At 63.1% G+C, this 16,579-nt stretch carries 14 protein-coding genes and 1 pseudogene; 4 read left to right on the top strand and 11 right to left on the bottom strand.

Annotation, left to right across the window (positions count from 1 at the left end; all coding sequences use genetic code 11):
* Positions 1–35: 35 nt before the first annotated feature.
* Positions 36–671: a TetR/AcrR family transcriptional regulator gene (locus KI241_RS21745; RefSeq protein WP_042732285.1), complete on the bottom strand. Its 636-nt coding sequence runs from the start codon at positions 669–671 to the stop codon at positions 36–38.
* 94 nt (positions 672–765) lie between these two features.
* Here KI241_RS21745 and KI241_RS21740 point away from each other — a divergent pair, with 94 nt between their 5' ends.
* Both KI241_RS21740 and KI241_RS21735 read left to right on the top strand, forming a co-directional pair.
* Positions 766–1,866, top strand: coding sequence for an efflux RND transporter periplasmic adaptor subunit (locus tag KI241_RS21740; RefSeq protein ID WP_042732284.1), 1,101 nt, complete (start codon positions 766–768; stop codon positions 1,864–1,866).
* A gap of 6 nt (positions 1,867–1,872) precedes the next feature.
* Entirely contained in the window at positions 1,873–4,938 is a 3,066-nt protein-coding gene (locus KI241_RS21735; RefSeq protein WP_042732283.1) for an efflux RND transporter permease subunit, read from the top strand.
* 170 nt (positions 4,939–5,108) lie between these two features.
* Here the strand turns inward: KI241_RS21735 and KI241_RS21730 are convergent, their stop codons facing one another.
* The 4 genes and pseudogenes from KI241_RS21730 to plsB form a co-directional block, all read right to left on the bottom strand.
* Complete coding sequence (locus KI241_RS21730; RefSeq protein ID WP_042731560.1) at positions 5,109–5,798, bottom strand: DUF4197 domain-containing protein; 690 nt, start codon at positions 5,796–5,798, stop codon at positions 5,109–5,111.
* 31 nt (positions 5,799–5,829) lie between these two features.
* Positions 5,830–6,233, bottom strand: a pseudogene (locus KI241_RS21725) (YbaY family lipoprotein).
* Positions 6,234–6,327: 94 nt separating this feature from the next.
* Entirely contained in the window at positions 6,328–6,702 is a 375-nt protein-coding gene (locus KI241_RS21720; protein ID WP_042731558.1) for a hypothetical protein, read from the bottom strand.
* Between the two features lie 186 nt (positions 6,703–6,888).
* The gene (gene plsB / locus KI241_RS21715) at positions 6,889–9,387 is read right to left on the bottom strand and encodes a glycerol-3-phosphate 1-O-acyltransferase PlsB (RefSeq protein ID WP_042731557.1); all 2,499 of its coding nucleotides are present in this window, start codon (positions 9,385–9,387) and stop codon (positions 6,889–6,891) included.
* Positions 9,388–9,626: 239 nt separating this feature from the next.
* Here plsB and KI241_RS21710 point away from each other — a divergent pair, with 239 nt between their 5' ends.
* Positions 9,627–9,836 (top strand): cold-shock protein, encoded by a 210-nt coding sequence (locus KI241_RS21710; protein ID WP_003198198.1) that lies wholly within the window; start codon positions 9,627–9,629, stop codon positions 9,834–9,836.
* A 149-nt stretch (positions 9,837–9,985) separates the two neighbouring features.
* Here the strand turns inward: KI241_RS21710 and KI241_RS21705 are convergent, their stop codons facing one another.
* The 3 genes from KI241_RS21705 to dapE form a co-directional block, all read right to left on the bottom strand.
* Positions 9,986–10,363 carry a hypothetical protein gene (locus KI241_RS21705; protein ID WP_042731556.1) on the bottom strand — a complete coding sequence of 126 codons (378 nt, stop codon included), beginning with the start codon at positions 10,361–10,363 and terminating at the stop codon, positions 9,986–9,988.
* A gap of 81 nt (positions 10,364–10,444) precedes the next feature.
* On the bottom strand, positions 10,445–11,254 hold the full coding sequence (locus tag KI241_RS21700) for a putative RNA methyltransferase (protein ID WP_042731555.1): 810 nt from the start codon (positions 11,252–11,254) through the stop codon (positions 10,445–10,447).
* Positions 11,254–12,405, bottom strand: a complete 1,152-nt coding sequence (dapE, locus tag KI241_RS21695; RefSeq protein WP_047736710.1) for a succinyl-diaminopimelate desuccinylase — start codon at positions 12,403–12,405, stop codon at positions 11,254–11,256. Before dapE ends, KI241_RS21700 begins: the two co-directional genes overlap by 1 nt.
* Positions 12,406–12,713: 308 nt before the next feature.
* On the opposite strand from dapE, the gene tcdA reads away from it, so the two are divergent.
* Positions 12,714–13,526 (top strand): tRNA cyclic N6-threonylcarbamoyladenosine(37) synthase TcdA, encoded by an 813-nt coding sequence (gene tcdA, locus KI241_RS21690; protein ID WP_161796122.1) that lies wholly within the window; start codon positions 12,714–12,716, stop codon positions 13,524–13,526.
* A gap of 45 nt (positions 13,527–13,571) precedes the next feature.
* Here the strand turns inward: tcdA and KI241_RS21685 are convergent.
* From KI241_RS21685 to KI241_RS21675, 3 genes are all read right to left on the bottom strand, one after another.
* A protein-coding gene (locus KI241_RS21685; RefSeq protein WP_144419424.1) for an IS3 family transposase occupies positions 13,572–14,719 on the bottom strand; the annotation gives its coding sequence in 2 pieces (ribosomal slippage) (positions 13,572–14,464 and positions 14,464–14,719; 1,149 coding nt in all).
* 181 nt (positions 14,720–14,900) lie between these two features.
* The gene (locus KI241_RS21680; RefSeq protein WP_212802981.1) at positions 14,901–15,305 is read right to left on the bottom strand and encodes a SufE family protein; all 405 of its coding nucleotides are present in this window, start codon (positions 15,303–15,305) and stop codon (positions 14,901–14,903) included.
* Complete coding sequence (locus tag KI241_RS21675) at positions 15,302–16,507, bottom strand: cysteine desulfurase (protein WP_042731551.1); 1,206 nt, start codon at positions 16,505–16,507, stop codon at positions 15,302–15,304. Before KI241_RS21675 ends, KI241_RS21680 begins: the two co-directional genes overlap by 4 nt.
* Positions 16,508–16,579 lie beyond the last annotated feature (72 nt).

Genomic DNA, 16,579 nt, shown 5'->3' with positions numbered 1-16,579 from the left:
AGGCCCGCCCCGCCAGCGAAGCTCTGCCGGATGATCTAAGGCCGATAAGCCCGCACAAACAACCCCACCACCTCCCGCACATGGGCCTCGGCGGCTTCTGGCTCCAACGGCGCGCCGCAGCCATACAGCAGCCGGAAATTCGCCGCGCCCTTGATCAGGCAAAAGAAGTGTTCCGCCGCGTTGCGCGGTTTATCGATGCTCAAGGCGCCGCTCTGGTTGACCTTGCTCAACAGGCGTTCCATCCCTGACAACATCCGCTGCGGACCGGCCTCGAAGAAAATCGTCGAGAGCTTCGGGTCCTGGCTGCCCAGCGCCATGATCACTCGGTGCAGGTTCACCGATTCCTCACTGCTGACCAGTTGGTGAAAGCCGCGGGCTATGTTCAGCAATACTTCCTCGATCGCCACGCCTTCGGGCCATTCGAAGAACAGCGGCGGCACTTGCTCTTCGCACTTGGCGATCACCGCGGCGGAGAACAGCGTTTCCTTGTCGTTGAAGTGGCTGTAGACCGTCAGCTTGGAAACCCCGGCCTCGGTGGCCACGGTGTCCATGCTGGTATTGGCGTAGCCCATGTTCACGAACAGGCGTTTCGCGGCGTCGAGAATGGCCTGGCGCTTGGCCAGGTCCTTGGGACGGCCGGGGCCGCTGGGAGATGCAAGATTGTTCGACATTTTTCCGCTTTAATACTGGACTGGTGAGTTTGCTATTAATAACATACTGGCCAGTATAATTATTCCAAGCACCATTCGCGAAAGGTCAGCCGCCATGTTCCGCTCTGCCTTGCCCCTCGCCATGCCAGTCTGCCTGGCTTTTTTATTGTCTGCGTGTGGTCATGACGAGCCGGCGCCCGTCGCCGTGCGCCCGGCCATGGTGGTCAAGCCAGAGCCTTCGGCCCAGGCCATGGAAAGCTATCCTGGTGAGGTGCGAGCGCGTTTCGAGCCCGACCTGGCCTTTCGCATTGGCGGCAAGGTGAGCCGACGGCTGGTCGAAGAGGGGCAGCGGGTCAAGGCCAACCAGCCCCTGGCCGAGCTCGACCCCGAGGACGTACGTCTGCAACTGGAAGCGACCCGGGCCCAGGTGGCCGCCGCCGAGGCGAACCTGAACCTGGTGCGTGCCGAGCGTGACCGCTACAAGACGCTGATGGAGCGGCAGATGGTCAGCCGCTCCCAGTACGACAATGCCGAAAACCTCTATCGCTCCGGCGCCGCGCGGCTCAAGCAGATCAAGGCTGAGTTCGACGTGGCCAACAACCAGGCCAGCTATTCGGTGTTACGGGCACCCCAGGACGGCGTCGTTGCCAGGCGTGCGGTGGAAGTCGGGCAAGTGGTTTCGGCCGGACAGACGGTCTTCACCCTGGCCACCGACGGTGAGCGTGAAGTGCTGATCAGCTTGCCGGAACAGGGTTTTGGTCGCTTCAAGGTCGGCCAGCCGGTTTCGGTCGAGTTGTGGAGCCAGCCTGACCAGCGTTTCAGTGGCCGCATTCGCGAATTGTCGCCGGCCGCCGACCCCAGGTCCCGTACCTTCGCCGCTCGCGTGGCGTTCACCGCCGGCAGCGTTCCGGCCGAGTTGGGCCAAAGTGCCCGGGTGTTCATCCAGACGGCCGACAAGGTGTCGCTGGCGGTGCCTTTGTCGGCCCTGACGGCCGAGAACGGCGCGACCTACGTCTGGGTGGTCAACGCCAACAACACCCTGAAAAAGGTCCCGGTGCGGGTCGGCGCGTTCGGCGAGAAAGCCGTCCCGGTGCTGGAAGGCCTGAGCCCGGATGACTGGGTGGTGGCGGCCGGCGTCCATGTGCTCCTCGACGGCCAGCAGGTGCGGCCGGTGGATCGCTCCAACCGCGTGGTCAACCTGGCGGCCAAGGAGTAATCCCCGATGGGTTTCAATCTTTCCGAATGGGCGCTGCGTAATCGCCAGATCGTACTGTTCCTGATGCTCCTGCTGGCCATCGTCGGTGCGCTTTCCTACACCAAGCTGGGCCAGAGCGAAGACCCGCCGTTCACGTTCAAGGCCATGGTGATTCGCACCCTCTGGCCGGGCGCGACGGCCGAGGAGGTTTCGCGCCAGGTCACCGAACGCATCGAGAAGAAGCTGATGGAGACCGGCGATTACGAGCGTATCGTCTCGTTCTCCCGGCCGGGCGAGTCCCAGGTCACCTTCATGGCGCGCGACTCCCTGCATTCGGCGCAGATCCCCGAGCTGTGGTACCAGATCCGCAAGAAAGTCAGCGACATTCGCCATACCTTGCCGCCGGGCATCCAGGGACCGTTCTTCAACGACGAATTCGGCACCACCTTCGGCAACATTTACGCGTTGACCGGTGACGGTTTCGACTACGCCGTGCTCAAGGACTACGCCGATCGCATCCAGATCCAGTTGCAACGGGTCAAGGACGTGGGCAAGGTCGAGCTGCTCGGCTTGCAGGACGAGAAAATCTGGATCGAGCTGTCGAACGTCAAGCTGGCGACCCTCGGCCTGCCCTTGGCGGCGGTGCAGCAGGCCCTTGAGGAGCAGAACGCGGTATCGACCGCAGGCTTCTTCGAGACCGGCAGCGAGCGCTTGCAGTTGCGGGTGTCGGGCAATTTCCAGACGGTCGAAGAGATCCGCAACTTTCCGATCCGGGTGGCCGACCGAACCTTTCGCATCAGCGACCTGGCGGACGTGCGTCGTGGCTTCAACGACCCACCGGCGCCGCGCATGCGCTTCATGGGCGAAGATGCCATCGGCCTGGCCGTGGCGATGAAGGACGGTGGCGACATCCTGGTCCTGGGCAAGGCGCTGGAAGCCGAGTTCGCCCGGATCCAGAACAACCTGCCGGCCGGCATGCAACTGCGTAAGGTGTCGGACCAGCCGGCGGCGGTGAAGACGGGCGTCGGCGAGTTCGTCCAGGTGCTGGTGGAGGCCCTGGCGATCGTGTTGCTGGTGAGTTTCTTCTCCCTGGGACTGCGCACCGGGATGGTCGTGGCGCTGGCGATCCCGCTGGTGCTGGCGATGACCTTCGCCGCGATGTATTACCTGGGAATCGGCCTGCACAAGATCTCCCTTGGCGCGCTGGTGCTGGCATTGGGGCTGCTGGTGGACGACGCGATCATTGCGGTGGAGATGATGGCGATCAAGATGGAGCAGGGCTTCGACCGCATCAAGGCCGCCAGTTATGCCTGGACCAGCACCGCCTTCCCCATGCTCACCGGTACGCTGATCACGGCGGCGGGCTTCCTGCCGATCGCCACGGCGCAGTCGGGCACGGGTGAATACACCCGCTCGATCTTCCAGGTGGTGACCTTGGCATTGCTGGCGTCCTGGGTGGCCGCGGTGGTGTTCGTGCCGTATCTGGGGGAAAGACTCCTACCAGACCTGGCGAAAATTCATGCCGCCAAACACGGCACCGCCGACGGTGAATTCGACCCTTACGGCACGCCGTTCTATCAACGCGTGCGGCGGCTGGTGGGCTGGTGCGTGCGTCGGCGCAAAACCGTCATCGCGCTGACCGTGCTGCTGTTTATCGGCTCGGTGGTGTTGTTCCGTTTTGTGCCTCAGCAGTTCTTCCCAGCCTCCGGGCGGTTGGAGCTGATGGTCGACCTCAAACTGGAGGAAGGCGCCTCCCTGAGCAACACCGCCGAGCAGGTCAAGCGCCTTGAAGCGCTGCTCAAGGACCACGCCGGCATCGACAACTATGTGGCCTACGTCGGTACCGGATCGCCGCGTTTCTACCTGCCGCTGGATCAGCAACTGCCCGCGTCCAGCTTTGCTCAGTTCGTGGTGCTGGCCAAGACCATCGAAGACCGCGAACCGCTGCGCAGTTGGCTGATCAGCACCCTGAACGAACAGTTCCCGACCCTGCGTTCGCGGGTGACCCGCCTGGAAAACGGGCCGCCGGTGGGCTACCCGGTGCAGTTTCGCGTGACGGGTGAGCACATCGAGGAAGTCCGGGCCTTGGCGCGGAAAGTGGCGGCCAAGGTTCGGGAAAATCCCTACGTGGCCAACGTGCATCTGGATTGGGAAGAACCGAGCAAGGTGGTCTACCTCAATATCGACCAGGACCGCGCCCGGGCCCTGGGCGTCAGCACGGCGAACCTGTCCAGCGCCCTGCGCAGTTCCCTGACCGGGTCGAGTGTCAGCCAGTACCGCGAAGACAACGAGCTGATCGAGATCCTGCTACGGGGCACGGTGCACGAGCGCACCGAACTGTCGCTGCTGCCAAGCCTGGCCGTGCCGACCGACAGCGGTCAGAGTGTGGCGTTGTCGCAGATCGCCACCCTGGAATACGGCTTCGAAGAAGGTGTGATCTGGCACCGCAATCGCCTGCCGAGCGTGACCGTGCGGGCAGACATCTACGGCAAGGAGCAGCCGGCCACCCTGGTGCAGCAGATTTTCCCGACCCTGGAGCCGATCCGCGCGGAACTGCCGGACGGTTACCTGCTGGAAGTGGGCGGGACGGTGGAGGATTCGGCCCGTGGCCAGAAATCGGTGAATGCCGGCGTGCCGCTGTTCATCGTGGTGGTGCTGACGTTGCTGATGCTGCAACTGCGCAGTTTCTCGCGCACGGCGATGGTGTTCCTGACGGCGCCCCTGGGGTTGATCGGCGTCACGCTGTTCCTGCTGGTGTTCCGTCAGCCGTTCGGCTTCGTGGCGATGCTGGGGACCATCGCGCTGTCGGGGATGATCATGCGTAACTCGGTGATCCTGGTGGACCAGATCGAGCAGGACATCAAGGCCGGGCTCGCACCCTGGCAGGCAATCATCGAAGCCACCGTGCGCCGCTTCCGCCCGATTGTGCTGACCGCGCTGGCGGCGGTGCTGGCGATGATCCCGCTGTCGCGCAGCCTGTTCTTCGGCCCGATGGCCGTGGCGATCATGGGCGGGTTGATCGTGGCGACGGCGTTGACGCTGTTGTTCCTGCCGGCGTTGTATGCGGCGTGGTTCAGGGTCAAGAAAGCCTGATCAACAGGTGCACACTGGCCCTGTGGCGAGGGGATTTATCCCCGTTGGGCTGCGAAGCGGCCCTAAAGCAGTGAACTCAATCTTTCTGACACACCGAGTTTTCTGGTTTAGGGGCTGCTGTGCAGCCCAACGGGGATAAATCCCCTCGCCACAGGGTTTTGCGCTAAGTCTTAAAGCGCGCCGAACACCTTCTTCGCCAGGCTGGTCGCGGCGGCGGCCGGGTTCTGGCGAATGGTGGCTTCCTGCTTGGCGATCATCTCGAACAACCCGTCCAGCGCCTGCTCGGTCACGTAGTTCTCGATGTTGGCGCTTTTCGCATCCAGTACGCCGAGCGTCGCGGCCTGGCCGGCGAAGGCGTTGTATTTCTGGGCCAGGCCGACCTTGTCGGTGGCTTGCTTGACGATTGGCAGGAACTTGGCGCGGATCTGCTCGCGGCTGCTCTTGTTCAGGTACTGCGTGGCCGAGTCGTTACCGCCGCTCAGGATGCCCTTGGCGTCGTTCACGCTCATGTTCTTCACGGCATTGACCAGGATCGGCTGGGCCTGGACCACGGCGGCTTCGGCGGCCTGGTTCATGCTGGTTTCCAGCTGATCGACCTGGTCACCCATGCCGAAGGCCTTCATCTTGCCGGCGACCTTGCCGAGCTTGCCCGGCAACTCGATCTTCACCTCGGGGTTGTTGTTGAAACCGCCGGGCTTGCCCAGTTGCTGGACCGCCACCTGCGCGCCTTGGGTCAGGGCGTCCTTGAGACCGCCGGTGGCATCCTTTTGCGACAGGTCGCCCAAGGACAGGGCCATGGCATTGGCGCAGATCAGCAGGCCCGCGCAAAGGCCGGTGAAACGGAGAGGGAAACGGAGCATGACGGCATCCTTGAAAAAGTGGAAAACGGAATCAGCGCGCAGGGTTGACGCGGATCTTCAACGGCTGCGGGTCTTTGCCATCCAGGTGTACGGCGTGCTGTTGGGTGGTGATGAACAGCAACTGGCCGTCTACTTCGATGCGGGCGCTCACGGCATAACGATGACCGGGCTTGACCTGGGCTGGATCATAACTGAGGTGGAACGGCAGCGGGACCTGGCCTTTGACCGGCCCGCTGTGTTCATCGAGCACCACCGCCGGGGCATCGGCCAGGGAGACGTCCTGCAGGCTCACGCTCAAGGTGGCGCTGGGGGCAGGGCGATACGTTGCAAGTAGAAGACTTCGCCATCCAGGGACGCGGCGGATGGAGTGGGTGGGGTTGTGGCTTGGCACGCGGCCAGTAAAGCCATGGAGGCAAGCAAAACGAGTTTTTTCATCGGGAGCACCTGGTGCGTCGACGCCCGCGACACGGCGGGCGCCGACGAACATTCAGCGAAGTGGCGTCCAGGCAAGCCCTTGTAGCGTCACGGTTCAGGAACCGAACGCGGGTGCCTGGACCGTTTCAGCCAGCGATCCTGGCGTCAGGTTCAGGGGGATGTCAACGTGCTGGTTGCTGCCATCCCAGGTGAATGTCTGTTCGGCATCGAGGAACAGAGCGGTCTCGCCCAGGTACATTTGGACCTTGACCGAGAGCGCTTCTCCCACAGGCGTTACCTTGGGATCGAGCAGGAAGCGATATTGCCAAGGTTGCCTGGCCGCTGGCACCTGCGATGCCACGTTGGAACCCTGGCCACCGCTGGCGCTGATCTGCTCACCGGCTGCATTTCGCACACTGATTTCGGCGCGGCCGGCTTCCGGGAGTTGATAGCCATCGGGCAATTGCAGGGTCAATGTGATGATGTTCATGGTGAATTCCTTTTCAGTACGTCGTTATTGACGCGAGTCCATCCTAGAAGTCTGCTCCACGGTTTTCTGTAGGTTTTTTCTTCGTTTGATGTCGCCTCAGCCGCTCCAGGGTGTCGGAGACCGCTGTCGATTGCCCCGTCGACTCACCGCTAACGTCCCTGTTCACGGTGAGTGGGCCGAGCCTTGTCAAAGGTCCGGACTGAGGGCGACCTCGGCTGCGTCTTCGCTGCGATGCAGCGCCACCTGGCGGATCGACAGGCGAATTTCCGCCGGCAGTACCCGCTTGGCCGCGCCCTCGGCCAGTTCTCCCAGCAGCGGGTGGTAACTCAGCTTGCCAGCCTCGTCACGGCGCAGCACCTCAAGGTCCAGCAGGGTCTGGATGAAGTGGCGGAACAGGCTCTTGTCGAAGAACTCCGGAGCGTTCAGGCCATGCAGGATCGACAGGCGCTGAGCCATGACCGTGCAAAGGTCTTCCAGTTCTTCGGCGCTGACGGTGTTCTGGCCGCTGTTGAGCAGCAGTGAGACGGTCATGTAGAAGCGTTGCAGGGTCTGGGCGATGCTTTTGGACAGCAGGGTCAGCAGCACGAAGTGCCGCGAGCTTGGGGCCGGACGCAGGTACAGGTCTTTTTCGAAACGCAGCAGGCCTTGCTCGACGAACGCTTCGAGCCACTGGTCGACCACGTCGTCCAGTTCCTCCAGCGACCAGCGAATGAACAGCTCCGATTGCAGGTACGGGTACAGCGCGCGGGTGTAGCGCAGGATCTGCTCGCGGCTCATGCGCGAGGTGCTCTGGAAGAAGCTCGCCAGCAACGCCGGCAAGGCAAAGATGTGCAGCACGTTGTTGCGGTAGTAAGTCATCAGTACCGCGTTCTGTTCATCCAGGTACAGGATCTTGCCCAGGGCGTCGCTCTGTTCCGAGAGCAGGTCCATGCCCTTCACGTGCTCGATCAGCGCCCGTCCGTCGCCTTCGGGCAGGGTGGTGTGGGGCGAGTACGGGACTTTGCGCAGCAGCGCCAGGTACAGGTCGAGCACCCGGGCCATGGCGCGGTCGTCCAGGGCCAGGCGGCTGGTGGACAGCAGCGCCAGGGCCACGAGGTTGACCGGGTTGATGGCCGCCGCTTCGTTCAGGTGCCGGGCCACGCGCTCGCCGAGGCGGTGGGTGGTGGGGTTGAGCCAGGCCGGTTTGAACTGCGGCCCCAGTTCCTGCTCCCGCCAGCCGGGCTGTTCGCCGTCGAGGAAGTCGGCCAGTTTGATCGGTTCGCCGAAGTTCACCGCCACCTGCCCGAAGCGTTGCTTGAGGGCGCCGATGACCTTGAAGATGTCGAAGATCGATTCTTTCTTCTTGCTGGCCCCGCGCAGTTCCCCCAGGTAGGTGCGACCTTCCAGGACCCGCTCGTAGCCGATGTAGACCGGCACGAAGACGATGGGCGTGCGCGACGAACGCAGGAAGCTGCGCAGGGTGATGGCGAGCATGCCGGTCTTGGGCTGCAGCATGCGCCCGGTGCGCGAGCGTCCACCCTCGACGAAGTACTCCACCGGAAAGCCCTTGGTGAACAGCGTGTGCAGGTACTCATTGAACACGGCGGTGTAGAGCGGGTTGCCCTTGAAGGTACGGCGCATGAAAAATGCCCCGCCCCGGCGCAGCAGGCCGCCGATGACCGGCATGTTGAGGTTGATGCCGGCCGCGATGTGCGGTGGAGTCAGGCCGTTGCGAAACAGCAGGTACGACAGCAGCAGGTAGTCGATGTGGCTGCGGTGGCAGGGCACGTAGATGACTTCGTGGCCGGGGGCGATGGCCTGTACGCCTTCGATGTTGTTGACCTTGATGCCGTCGTAGATCTTGTTCCAGAACCAGCTCAGGACCACTTCCAGGAAACGGATCGCGGTGTAGGTGTAGTCCGAGGCGATTTCGTTGCCATAGCGCAGGGCCTGGGCCTTGGCTTTCTCCGCCGAGATCTTTTCCCGCTCGGCCTCGTCGGCAATCGCCTGCTTGACCAGCGGCTGGTTCAGCAGGCCCTTGACCAGGTTGCGCCGGTGGGAAATGTCCGGGCCGATGACCGCCGTCTTCAGGTTGCGCAAATGCACCCGCAGCACCCGTTGGGCCATGCGCACGGTGCGTTCGTGGCCTTTGTCGTGTTCGATCAGTTCGCGCAGGTGGATCGGTGGCGAGAACTGCACGCGGGTCTTGCGCCCCAGGATCATGATGCTCAGCAGGCGCCGCAGGCGCCCGGTGACTGCCCAACTGTCGGCGAACAGCAGCTTCCATGGGCTGGATTCACTGTCGGGCGATTGGCCCCAGAACACGCTGACCGGAATGATCTGGGCGTCTTCGGCGGCGTTGTGGGTCAGGGCGTCGACCAGCCGCGTCAGGGTCGGTGGCGCGCCGCGCTTGTCCTGGCGGCCAAGCCAGTCCGGGGCGGGCGTGAGGTAGAAGAACGCCGCCGGCTCCAGCAGGTTGCCCACCGACACCGGCAGCACCGGGCGGGGCAGGCCGGCCTTGGTGCACTCGGTGTCGAGCACCGCCAGGTCGGTCAGCGAAGGGTCTTGCAGAACGTAGAACACCGGACGGCTGCGGTCGAGGTTGAGGGTGAAGGACGACTGGTTGATGGTCTCGGAGCGAACCCAGAGATACAGCAGTCGGCGCAGGGTGCCAAACACTAGACGGCGGAACGGGGAACGGGTCATACGGCTTCTGCATGAGTGGATGGGGTTGAGCGGCAGGTAGTGTGCCGGATTCACCGAAAATCGGCAAAAAAGCACCGAAGTAAAGTCAGTTGAGAGTTTTTCCCGGTGTCATATACTCGGCGGGCTACTGCCCCGACGTTCACGTGGACGGCCAGGCGGCGGTGAGAGTCCGCAGGCTTTGTCTGCCTGCCGCTAGGCGGGACAAGCCGACTTAACAATAAGAAATGGGAGTGAGCATCATGGCTGCACGCGAGACCGGCAGTGTGAAGTGGTTCAACGACGCCAAAGGCTACGGCTTCATCCAGCGCGAAGGTGGGGCCGATGTGTTCGTGCACTACCGCGCGATCCGCGGTGAAGGCCACCGTTCACTGACCGAAGGCCAGCAGGTCGAATACGCGGTCGTGGAAGGACAGAAGGGCTTGCAGGCCGAGGATGTGGTGGGGTTGTAAGCCATTCTTTTTCAGCCACCGCCAATCCCCTGTGGGAGCGGGCTTGCTCGCGAATGCGTCAGTCCAGCCGGCATGGATGTCGACTGATGCACCGCTTTCGCGAGCAAGCCCGCTCCCACATTTGGGACTGTGGTGGGCCTTGGGCCGAATCAGGCCGTCTTCCAGGTGATCTCCTCTTCCCCATCGGCGCTGATGCGAATCCAGCGATCGGCCGATTCCTCGCCTTCTTCTTCCACCCACGAGCCGGGTGCGCAGCGCACTTCGACATTCAGTGCGGCGTAGGCGGCGCGGGCGCAAGCAATGTCGTCTTCCCACGGGGTCCGGTCGCTTTCCAGGTACAGGCTGTTCCATTTGCCGACGGCCTTGGGCAGCCAGGTCACCGGGACGTCGCCGGCCTTGCACTTGTAGGTCTGGCCTTTCTGGACCCATTCGCTGCACGGGCCCAGGGCCTGGCCGAGCCAGTGGGCGATGGCCTTGTGGTCGACGTCGGCGTCCTTGAGGTAAATCTCGATATCGGGTTGGCGCATGGATGTCCTCACTGCGGTCTTGAAAAATCCATTCGCGGATTTAACGGGCCCCGTACGGGTGTCCGGGGCCGATCATAAGGTTTATTGAAGAACGAAATAATCGTAGCGCATCGACACCGTGACCTCGAACGGTTCAGCCTGCTCGATCACGCTGGCCCGGCGTTCGGCACTGGCGCGCCAGCCGTGGGGCGTCATCGCCAGCAGGTTGGCGCGGTCCTGGCCGCTTTCGAGCACGAGCGTGAACTCCAGGGTTTCGCTGTGCTCCAGCGCCATCCCCGAAGGCACCAGGGCCAGGTGCTTGTCGTCGGTGTATTCGCGCACTTCGTCGTACAGGCGTTCACGCAATTGCATCAGGTGACCGCGGGTCGGGCCGACTTTCATCAAGCCGCCGCCGGGGCTGAGCAGGCGCTTGGCTTCCTGCCAGTCCAGTGGGCTGAACACGCTCGCCAGGAACTGGCAGCAGCCGTCCGCCAGCGGCACCCGGGCCATGCTGGCGATCAACCAGGTCAGTTGCGGGCTGCGTTTGCAGGCGCGTTTGACTGCCTCGCGGGAAATGTCCAGGGCATAGCCATCGGCGTCGGGCAGTGCGTCGGCGATCTGCGCGGTGTAGTAGCCCTCGCCACAGCCGATGTCCAGCCAGCGCCCCGGCGCGCGCTCAGCCGCCAGTTCGGCCAGGCGCCGGGCAACGGGGGCGTAGTGCCCGGCGTTGAGAAAGTCGCGACGGGCTTCGACCATGGCCTGGTTGTCCCCGGGGTCGCGGCTGTTCTTGTGCTGCACCGGCAACAGGTTCAGGTAGCCCTGGCGCGCGCGGTCGAACCGATGGCCGGCCGGGCAGGCCACGCCGTTGTCCACCGCGTTCAGCGGTTCACTGCAGATCGGGCAGGCGAGCATCAGGCGAGCAACTTGATCAGCGTCTGGTAGTAGATCTCGGTCAGTACGTCGAGATCGGCTGCCAATACCCGTTCGTTGACCTGGTGGATGGTCGCGTTGACCGGGCCCAGTTCCACCACTTGCGTGCCCATGGTCGCGATGAAGCGGCCGTCGGAGGTGCCGCCGCTGGTGGACGCCTGGGTCTCGCGGCCGGTGACGTCCTTGATGCTCGACGACACGGCGTCCAGCAGCGCACCCGGTTCGGTGAGGAACGGCAGCCCGGACAGGGCCCAGTCGATGTGCCAGTCCAACTGGTGCTTGTCGAGGATATCGGCGACGCGCTGTTGCAGGCCTTCGACAGTGGATTCGGTGGAGAAGCGGAAGTTGAACACCGCCACCAGGTCACCCGGGATCACGTTGGTCGCGCCGGTGCCGGCGTTGAGGTTGGAGATCTGGAAGCTGGTGGGCGGGAAGAAATCGTTGCCATGGTCCCAATGTTCGGCGGCCAACTCCGCCAGGGCTGGCGCGGCGAGGTGGATGGGGTTCCTCGCCAGGTGCGGGTAGGCCACGTGACCTTGCTTGCCGCGCACGGTCAGTGTGGCGCCAAGGGAGCCACGACGGCCGTTCTTGACCACGTCACCCACCAGGGTGGTGCTCGACGGCTCGCCGACGATGCACCAGTCCAGGCGCTCCTGCCGAGCCTTGAGGCGCTCGACCACAGCTTTGGTGCCGTGGTGCGCCGGGCCTTCTTCGTCGCTGGTGATCAGGAAGGTCACCGCACCCTTGTGGTCCGGGTAGTCGGCGACGAACCGCTCGGCCGCCACCACCATCGCTGCGAGGCTGCCTTTCATGTCGGCGGCGCCACGGCCGCAGAGCATGCCCTGTTCATCGATCACCGCATCGAACGGGTCGAGCTGCCAGGCCTGCACCGGGCCGGTCGGCACCACGTCGGTGTGCCCGGCGAAGCACAGCACCGGGCCGTCATGCTGGCCGTGGCGGGCCCAGAAGTTATCCACATCCTCGATGCGCATCGGCTCGAGCGCAAAGCCCGCGTTGCCCAGGCGCTGCATCATCAGTTTCTGGCAATCGGCGTCCACCGGTGTCACGGACGGACGGCGGATCAGGTCGCAGGCGAGTTGCAAGGTCGGCGAGAGGTCGGCGTGGGCCGTCATGGAAACTCCGGGAATATAGTGTGAACGCAAGGCTTGTGCAGGCGCGGGCTGGCTCGCGCAAAATGGCGATTATCTTATAGTAAAACGACCGTCATTGGCCCAAGTATGCCGACAGTGTGTGACACAGAACCTGTGGGAGCGAGCTTGCTCGCGATGGCGGTGGATCAGTCGATACTCTATTGACTGGACTGACGCCATCGCGAGCAAGCTCGCTCCCACAAGGGGGAATTGGTGGGATTCAATTCGCGAACGGCTCGAATTGCCACGGCGAAGCCCTATAATGCGCGCCGGTTTTTGGGGTAATGGTCATGAGTACAGAAGATCCACGGTTTGCCGGCATCGCCCGTTTGTATGGCATCGAGGGCCTGGAGCGCCTGCGGGCGGCCCATGTGGCGGTGGTCGGGGTGGGCGGGGTCGGTTCCTGGGCGGCGGAAGCGATCGCCCGGTGCGGCGTGGGCGAAATTTCGCTGTTCGACCTGGACGATGTCTGCGTCAGCAACGCCAACCGCCAGTTACACGCCCTGGACAGCACCGTCGGCAAGCCCAAGGTCGAGGTCATGGCCGAGCGGCTGCGGGGCATCAACCCCGATTGCACGGTGCACGCCGTGGCCGACTTCGTCACCCGCGACACCATGGCCGAATACATCACGCCCCACATCGATTGCGTGATCGACTGCATCGACAGCGTCAATGCCAAGGCGGCGCTGATCGCCTGGTGCAAGCGCCGCAAGATCCAGATCATCACCACCGGCGGCGCGGGCGGGCAGATTGACCCGACGCTGATCCAGGTGTGCGACCTGAACCGTACCTTCAACGATCCGCTGGCCTCCAAAGTGCGCTCGACCCTGCGTCGCGACTACGGCTTTTCCCGCACCGTGACCCGTCACTACAGCGTGCCGTGCGTGTTCTCCACCGAACAGCTGCGTTATCCGAAGCCGGACGGCAGTATTTGCTTGCAGAAGAGTTTTGTCGGCGACGGCGTGAAGCTCGACTGCGCCGGCGGGTTTGGCGCGGTGATGATGGTGACGGCGACATTTGGCATGGTCGCGGCGACCAAGGCGGTGGACAAGATCGTGGCGGGCGTGCGGCGGCCGGCTGACAGGACCAAGCCTCAGGATTGAGGGTTGAGGTGGTCAATTTTTTCCGGACACCTCAATCGGTGTTTTTCAGGCTGCTTGCCGCTCATACTGATTGGGCGGCAAATAGCCCAAAGATGAATGGATTCGCCTTCCGTTATAGAACCGCACGATGTAGTCCGTGATGTCTTTGATCGCTTCGCCATGGTTGGCGTAATCCTTGCGCCAAACACGCTCCATCTTCAGATTCAAGAAGAAGCGCTCCATGACCGCATTGTCCCAGCAGTTGCCCTTGCGACTCATGCTGCAACGCATTCCATGTCGCGTCAGCAAGTTCTGGTAATCCGTACCGGCATACTGGCTGCCTCGATCCGAATGAGCGATCAAGCCCGGTTCAGGTTGTCTCTGCGCGATGGCCAGTTGCATCGCACTGCATACCAACTCTGCTCGCATGTGGGGTGCCATGGCCCAGCCCACGATTTTGCGTGAGTACAGGTCCATGACGGCCGCCAGGTACAGCCAGCCGCTGCGGGTACGGATGTAGGTGATGTCAGCGACCCACGACTGGTTGATGCGCTCGGGATTGAACTGGCGATTGAGCAGGTTCTCAGCCACCGGAAAATTGTGATTGCTGTCAGTGGTATGAACGAACTTGCGCTTCCAAATCGGACGCAAATCCTGTTGTTTCATCAGGCGGCGGACCTTGTTCCGTCCAACGGAGACGCCAGTGTCACGCAGCGCTTTCACCAAACGACGGCTGCCATAACAGTGTTCATTGGACACGAAGGCAGCCTTGAGCTGAGCGGAAACCGAGCACACAGGTTTTGGCTTCAAACGCCGCTGACGAGCTTCGTAAAACCCCGAACGACTGATCCGCAACACCCGGCAGATACGCGCCACCGGGTAGGCCTTGCATTGGACTTGGTGAACCAACTGGTGGATCACTTCAACTCGCGGGCAAAGAAGGCCGTAGCTTTTTTTAATATGTCATTATCCGTCTTCAGTTCGCGGACTTGCTGTTCAAGCTGGCGAATACGCTGCTGGTCGCTGGTCAATGGTTTGCCAATCCCCGTACCGCCCGACTGCTCGGTTTGATACTGCTGAACCCAGCGGCGTACGGCGGTATCGCTCAGGCCTAAATCGGTACAAACCGAGTTCACGCTCAGACCTTGATCAACAACCATCTTGCAGACCTTCAGCTTGAACTCGGCGTCGAATTTTCTGTACTTCTTAGTCATGGAATATTCCTCAATGAGTGTAGTTTCACCCATTGAGGTGTCCGGGGCTATTAGACCAGCTCAGGTGGGCTGAGGGCCTCTTCGCGAGCAAGCCCGCTCCCACAGTGGATAGGGGGATCACAAGATTTGTGTTCAATGAGATCCCTTGTGGGAGCGGGCTTGCTCGCGAAGCTTTTAACGATCAGCGAGTCAGCGCAATCATCCGCTGCAACACCGCATTCAACCCATTACTGCGCGAAGGCGATAGCTGGCGCGACAATCCCAGTTCACCAAACCACCCCGGCAGATCGACCTCGCGCAACTCGTTCGCCGATAACCCATTGACCCGCGCCAGCAGCAACGCCACCAGCCCGCGAATCAACCGCGCTTCGCTGCTGGCGGCAAATTGCCAATGCCCGTCCTGCAACCGACCCATCAGCCACACCTGGCTTTCGCAGCCGTTGACCAGGTTGGCGTCGCATCGCTCGGCCTCGCTCAGCGGCGGCAGGCGCTCGCCCCATTGCATCAGCAGCCGGGCGCGCTGTTCCCAGCCCGAGGCCTGCTGAAAGGTCTGCAGCGCCGTGACAGCCTCGGCCGGCAGGTTCATCGGAGCATCTCCAGGGCCTGGTCCAGGGCCTCGAAGAAGCGTTCGAGGTCGGCCGAATCGTTGTACAACGCCAGCGACACCCGGATCGCGCCCGACAGGTTCAGGTGCTTGAACAGCGGCATGGCGCAGTGATGCCCGGCGCGTACGGCGATGCCTTGCTCGGTCAGCAGGTGAGCCAAATCGGCGTTATGCACACCGTCGACGCCGAAGCTGACCAGCGCCAGCCGGGGCTGGCCCACCAGGCGTATGCCCTTGCGTGCCTGCAAGCCATGGAGCAGGTAGTCGTGCAGCGCCGCCTCATGCTCGATGACCGCGGGCGTCTCGAGACCGGTCAGGTAATCCAGGGTCGCCCCCAGGCCGATCACGCTGGCGATCGGCGGCGTACCGGCTTCAAAGCCCAGCGGCGCCGGGCGGAACGTGGCGCTGTGGTAATCGGCCTGTTGCACCATTTCACCGCCAAACTGCCAGTGCCGCAGTTCGCTCAACGCTTCGTGACGGCCGTACAGCACGCCCAGCCCGTCGGGCCCGTAGAGCTTGTGGCTGGAGAACACATAGAAGTCGCAACCCAGGCCTTGTACGTCGTGCCGGCCATGAACCACGCCCTGGGCGCCATCGATCACCGTCAACGCGCCGTGGGCCTTGGCCAGGGCCAGCAGCGCCGGTAATGGTTGCCAGGCCCCTAGCACGTTGGACAACTGACTCACCGCCAGCAGGCGCGTACGCGGCCCGATCAACTGCGTGGCGGCGTCCACGTCGATGACCCCGTCGGGGTCCAGCGGCAGCACTACCAGCGTCAACGCACGGCGTTCAGCCAGTTGTTGCCACGGCAGCAGGTTGGCGTGGTGTTCGAGGGCGCTAACGACGATTTCATCGCCCGGCTTGAACAGGTGTTCCAGTCCGTAGGCCAGAAGATTCAGCGCGCAGGTCGCGCCGTGGGTAAAGACGATCTGCCCGCTGTCGCCTGCGTTGAGCCATTGCGCGACTTTAAGGCGACTGTCTTCGAAGGCCTGGGTGGCATGGGCGCCTGGCAGGTGTTGCGCGCGATGCACGTTGGCCGCGCCGTTGGCGTAGTAGTGCACCAGGGCATCGAGCAAGGCTTGGGGTTTTTGCGTGGTGGCGGCGCTGTCCAGGTAGGTCTGGCCTTGCCGGTGCAGGGCGGCGATGGCCGGGAAGTCGGCACGCCAGGGAGAGGGGATCAACATGCTTTCGGGCCCTGCTGGGTTACGCCGGACCCTGTGGGAGCTGTTCGCTCCCACAGGTGACTGTGTGAAGCG

This window comes from Pseudomonas sp. Cab53 (assembly GCF_018325965.1).
Classification (GTDB): Bacteria; Pseudomonadota; Gammaproteobacteria; order Pseudomonadales; family Pseudomonadaceae; genus Aquipseudomonas; species Aquipseudomonas chlororaphis_E.
The sequence above is the reverse complement of the archived record's forward strand: the minus strand, read 5'-3'. Positions and strand labels throughout refer to the sequence as shown.

What these genes read in the sequence shown, in the direction of transcription:
- KI241_RS21745 (WP_042732285.1), bottom strand. Translation starts at nt 671, where the DNA reads ATGTCGAACAATCTTGCATCTCCCAGCGGCCCCGGCCGTCCCAAGGAC.
- KI241_RS21740 (WP_042732284.1), top strand. Translation starts at nt 766, where the DNA reads ATGTTCCGCTCTGCCTTGCCCCTCGCCATGCCAGTCTGCCTGGCTTTT.
- KI241_RS21735 (WP_042732283.1), top strand. Translation starts at nt 1,873, where the DNA reads ATGGGTTTCAATCTTTCCGAATGGGCGCTGCGTAATCGCCAGATCGTA.
- KI241_RS21730 (WP_042731560.1), bottom strand. Translation starts at nt 5,798, where the DNA reads ATGCTCCGTTTCCCTCTCCGTTTCACCGGCCTTTGCGCGGGCCTGCTG.
- KI241_RS21720 (WP_042731558.1), bottom strand. Translation starts at nt 6,702, where the DNA reads ATGAACATCATCACATTGACCCTGCAATTGCCCGATGGCTATCAACTC.
- plsB (WP_042731557.1), bottom strand. Translation starts at nt 9,387, where the DNA reads ATGACCCGTTCCCCGTTCCGCCGTCTAGTGTTTGGCACCCTGCGCCGA.
- KI241_RS21710 (WP_003198198.1), top strand. Translation starts at nt 9,627, where the DNA reads ATGGCTGCACGCGAGACCGGCAGTGTGAAGTGGTTCAACGACGCCAAA.
- KI241_RS21705 (WP_042731556.1), bottom strand. Translation starts at nt 10,363, where the DNA reads ATGCGCCAACCCGATATCGAGATTTACCTCAAGGACGCCGACGTCGAC.
- KI241_RS21700 (WP_042731555.1), bottom strand. Translation starts at nt 11,254, where the DNA reads ATGCTCGCCTGCCCGATCTGCAGTGAACCGCTGAACGCGGTGGACAAC.
- dapE (WP_047736710.1), bottom strand. Translation starts at nt 12,405, where the DNA reads ATGACGGCCCACGCCGACCTCTCGCCGACCTTGCAACTCGCCTGCGAC.
- tcdA (WP_161796122.1), top strand. Translation starts at nt 12,714, where the DNA reads ATGAGTACAGAAGATCCACGGTTTGCCGGCATCGCCCGTTTGTATGGC.
- KI241_RS21680 (WP_212802981.1), bottom strand. Translation starts at nt 15,305, where the DNA reads ATGAACCTGCCGGCCGAGGCTGTCACGGCGCTGCAGACCTTTCAGCAG.
- KI241_RS21675 (WP_042731551.1), bottom strand. Translation starts at nt 16,507, where the DNA reads ATGTTGATCCCCTCTCCCTGGCGTGCCGACTTCCCGGCCATCGCCGCC.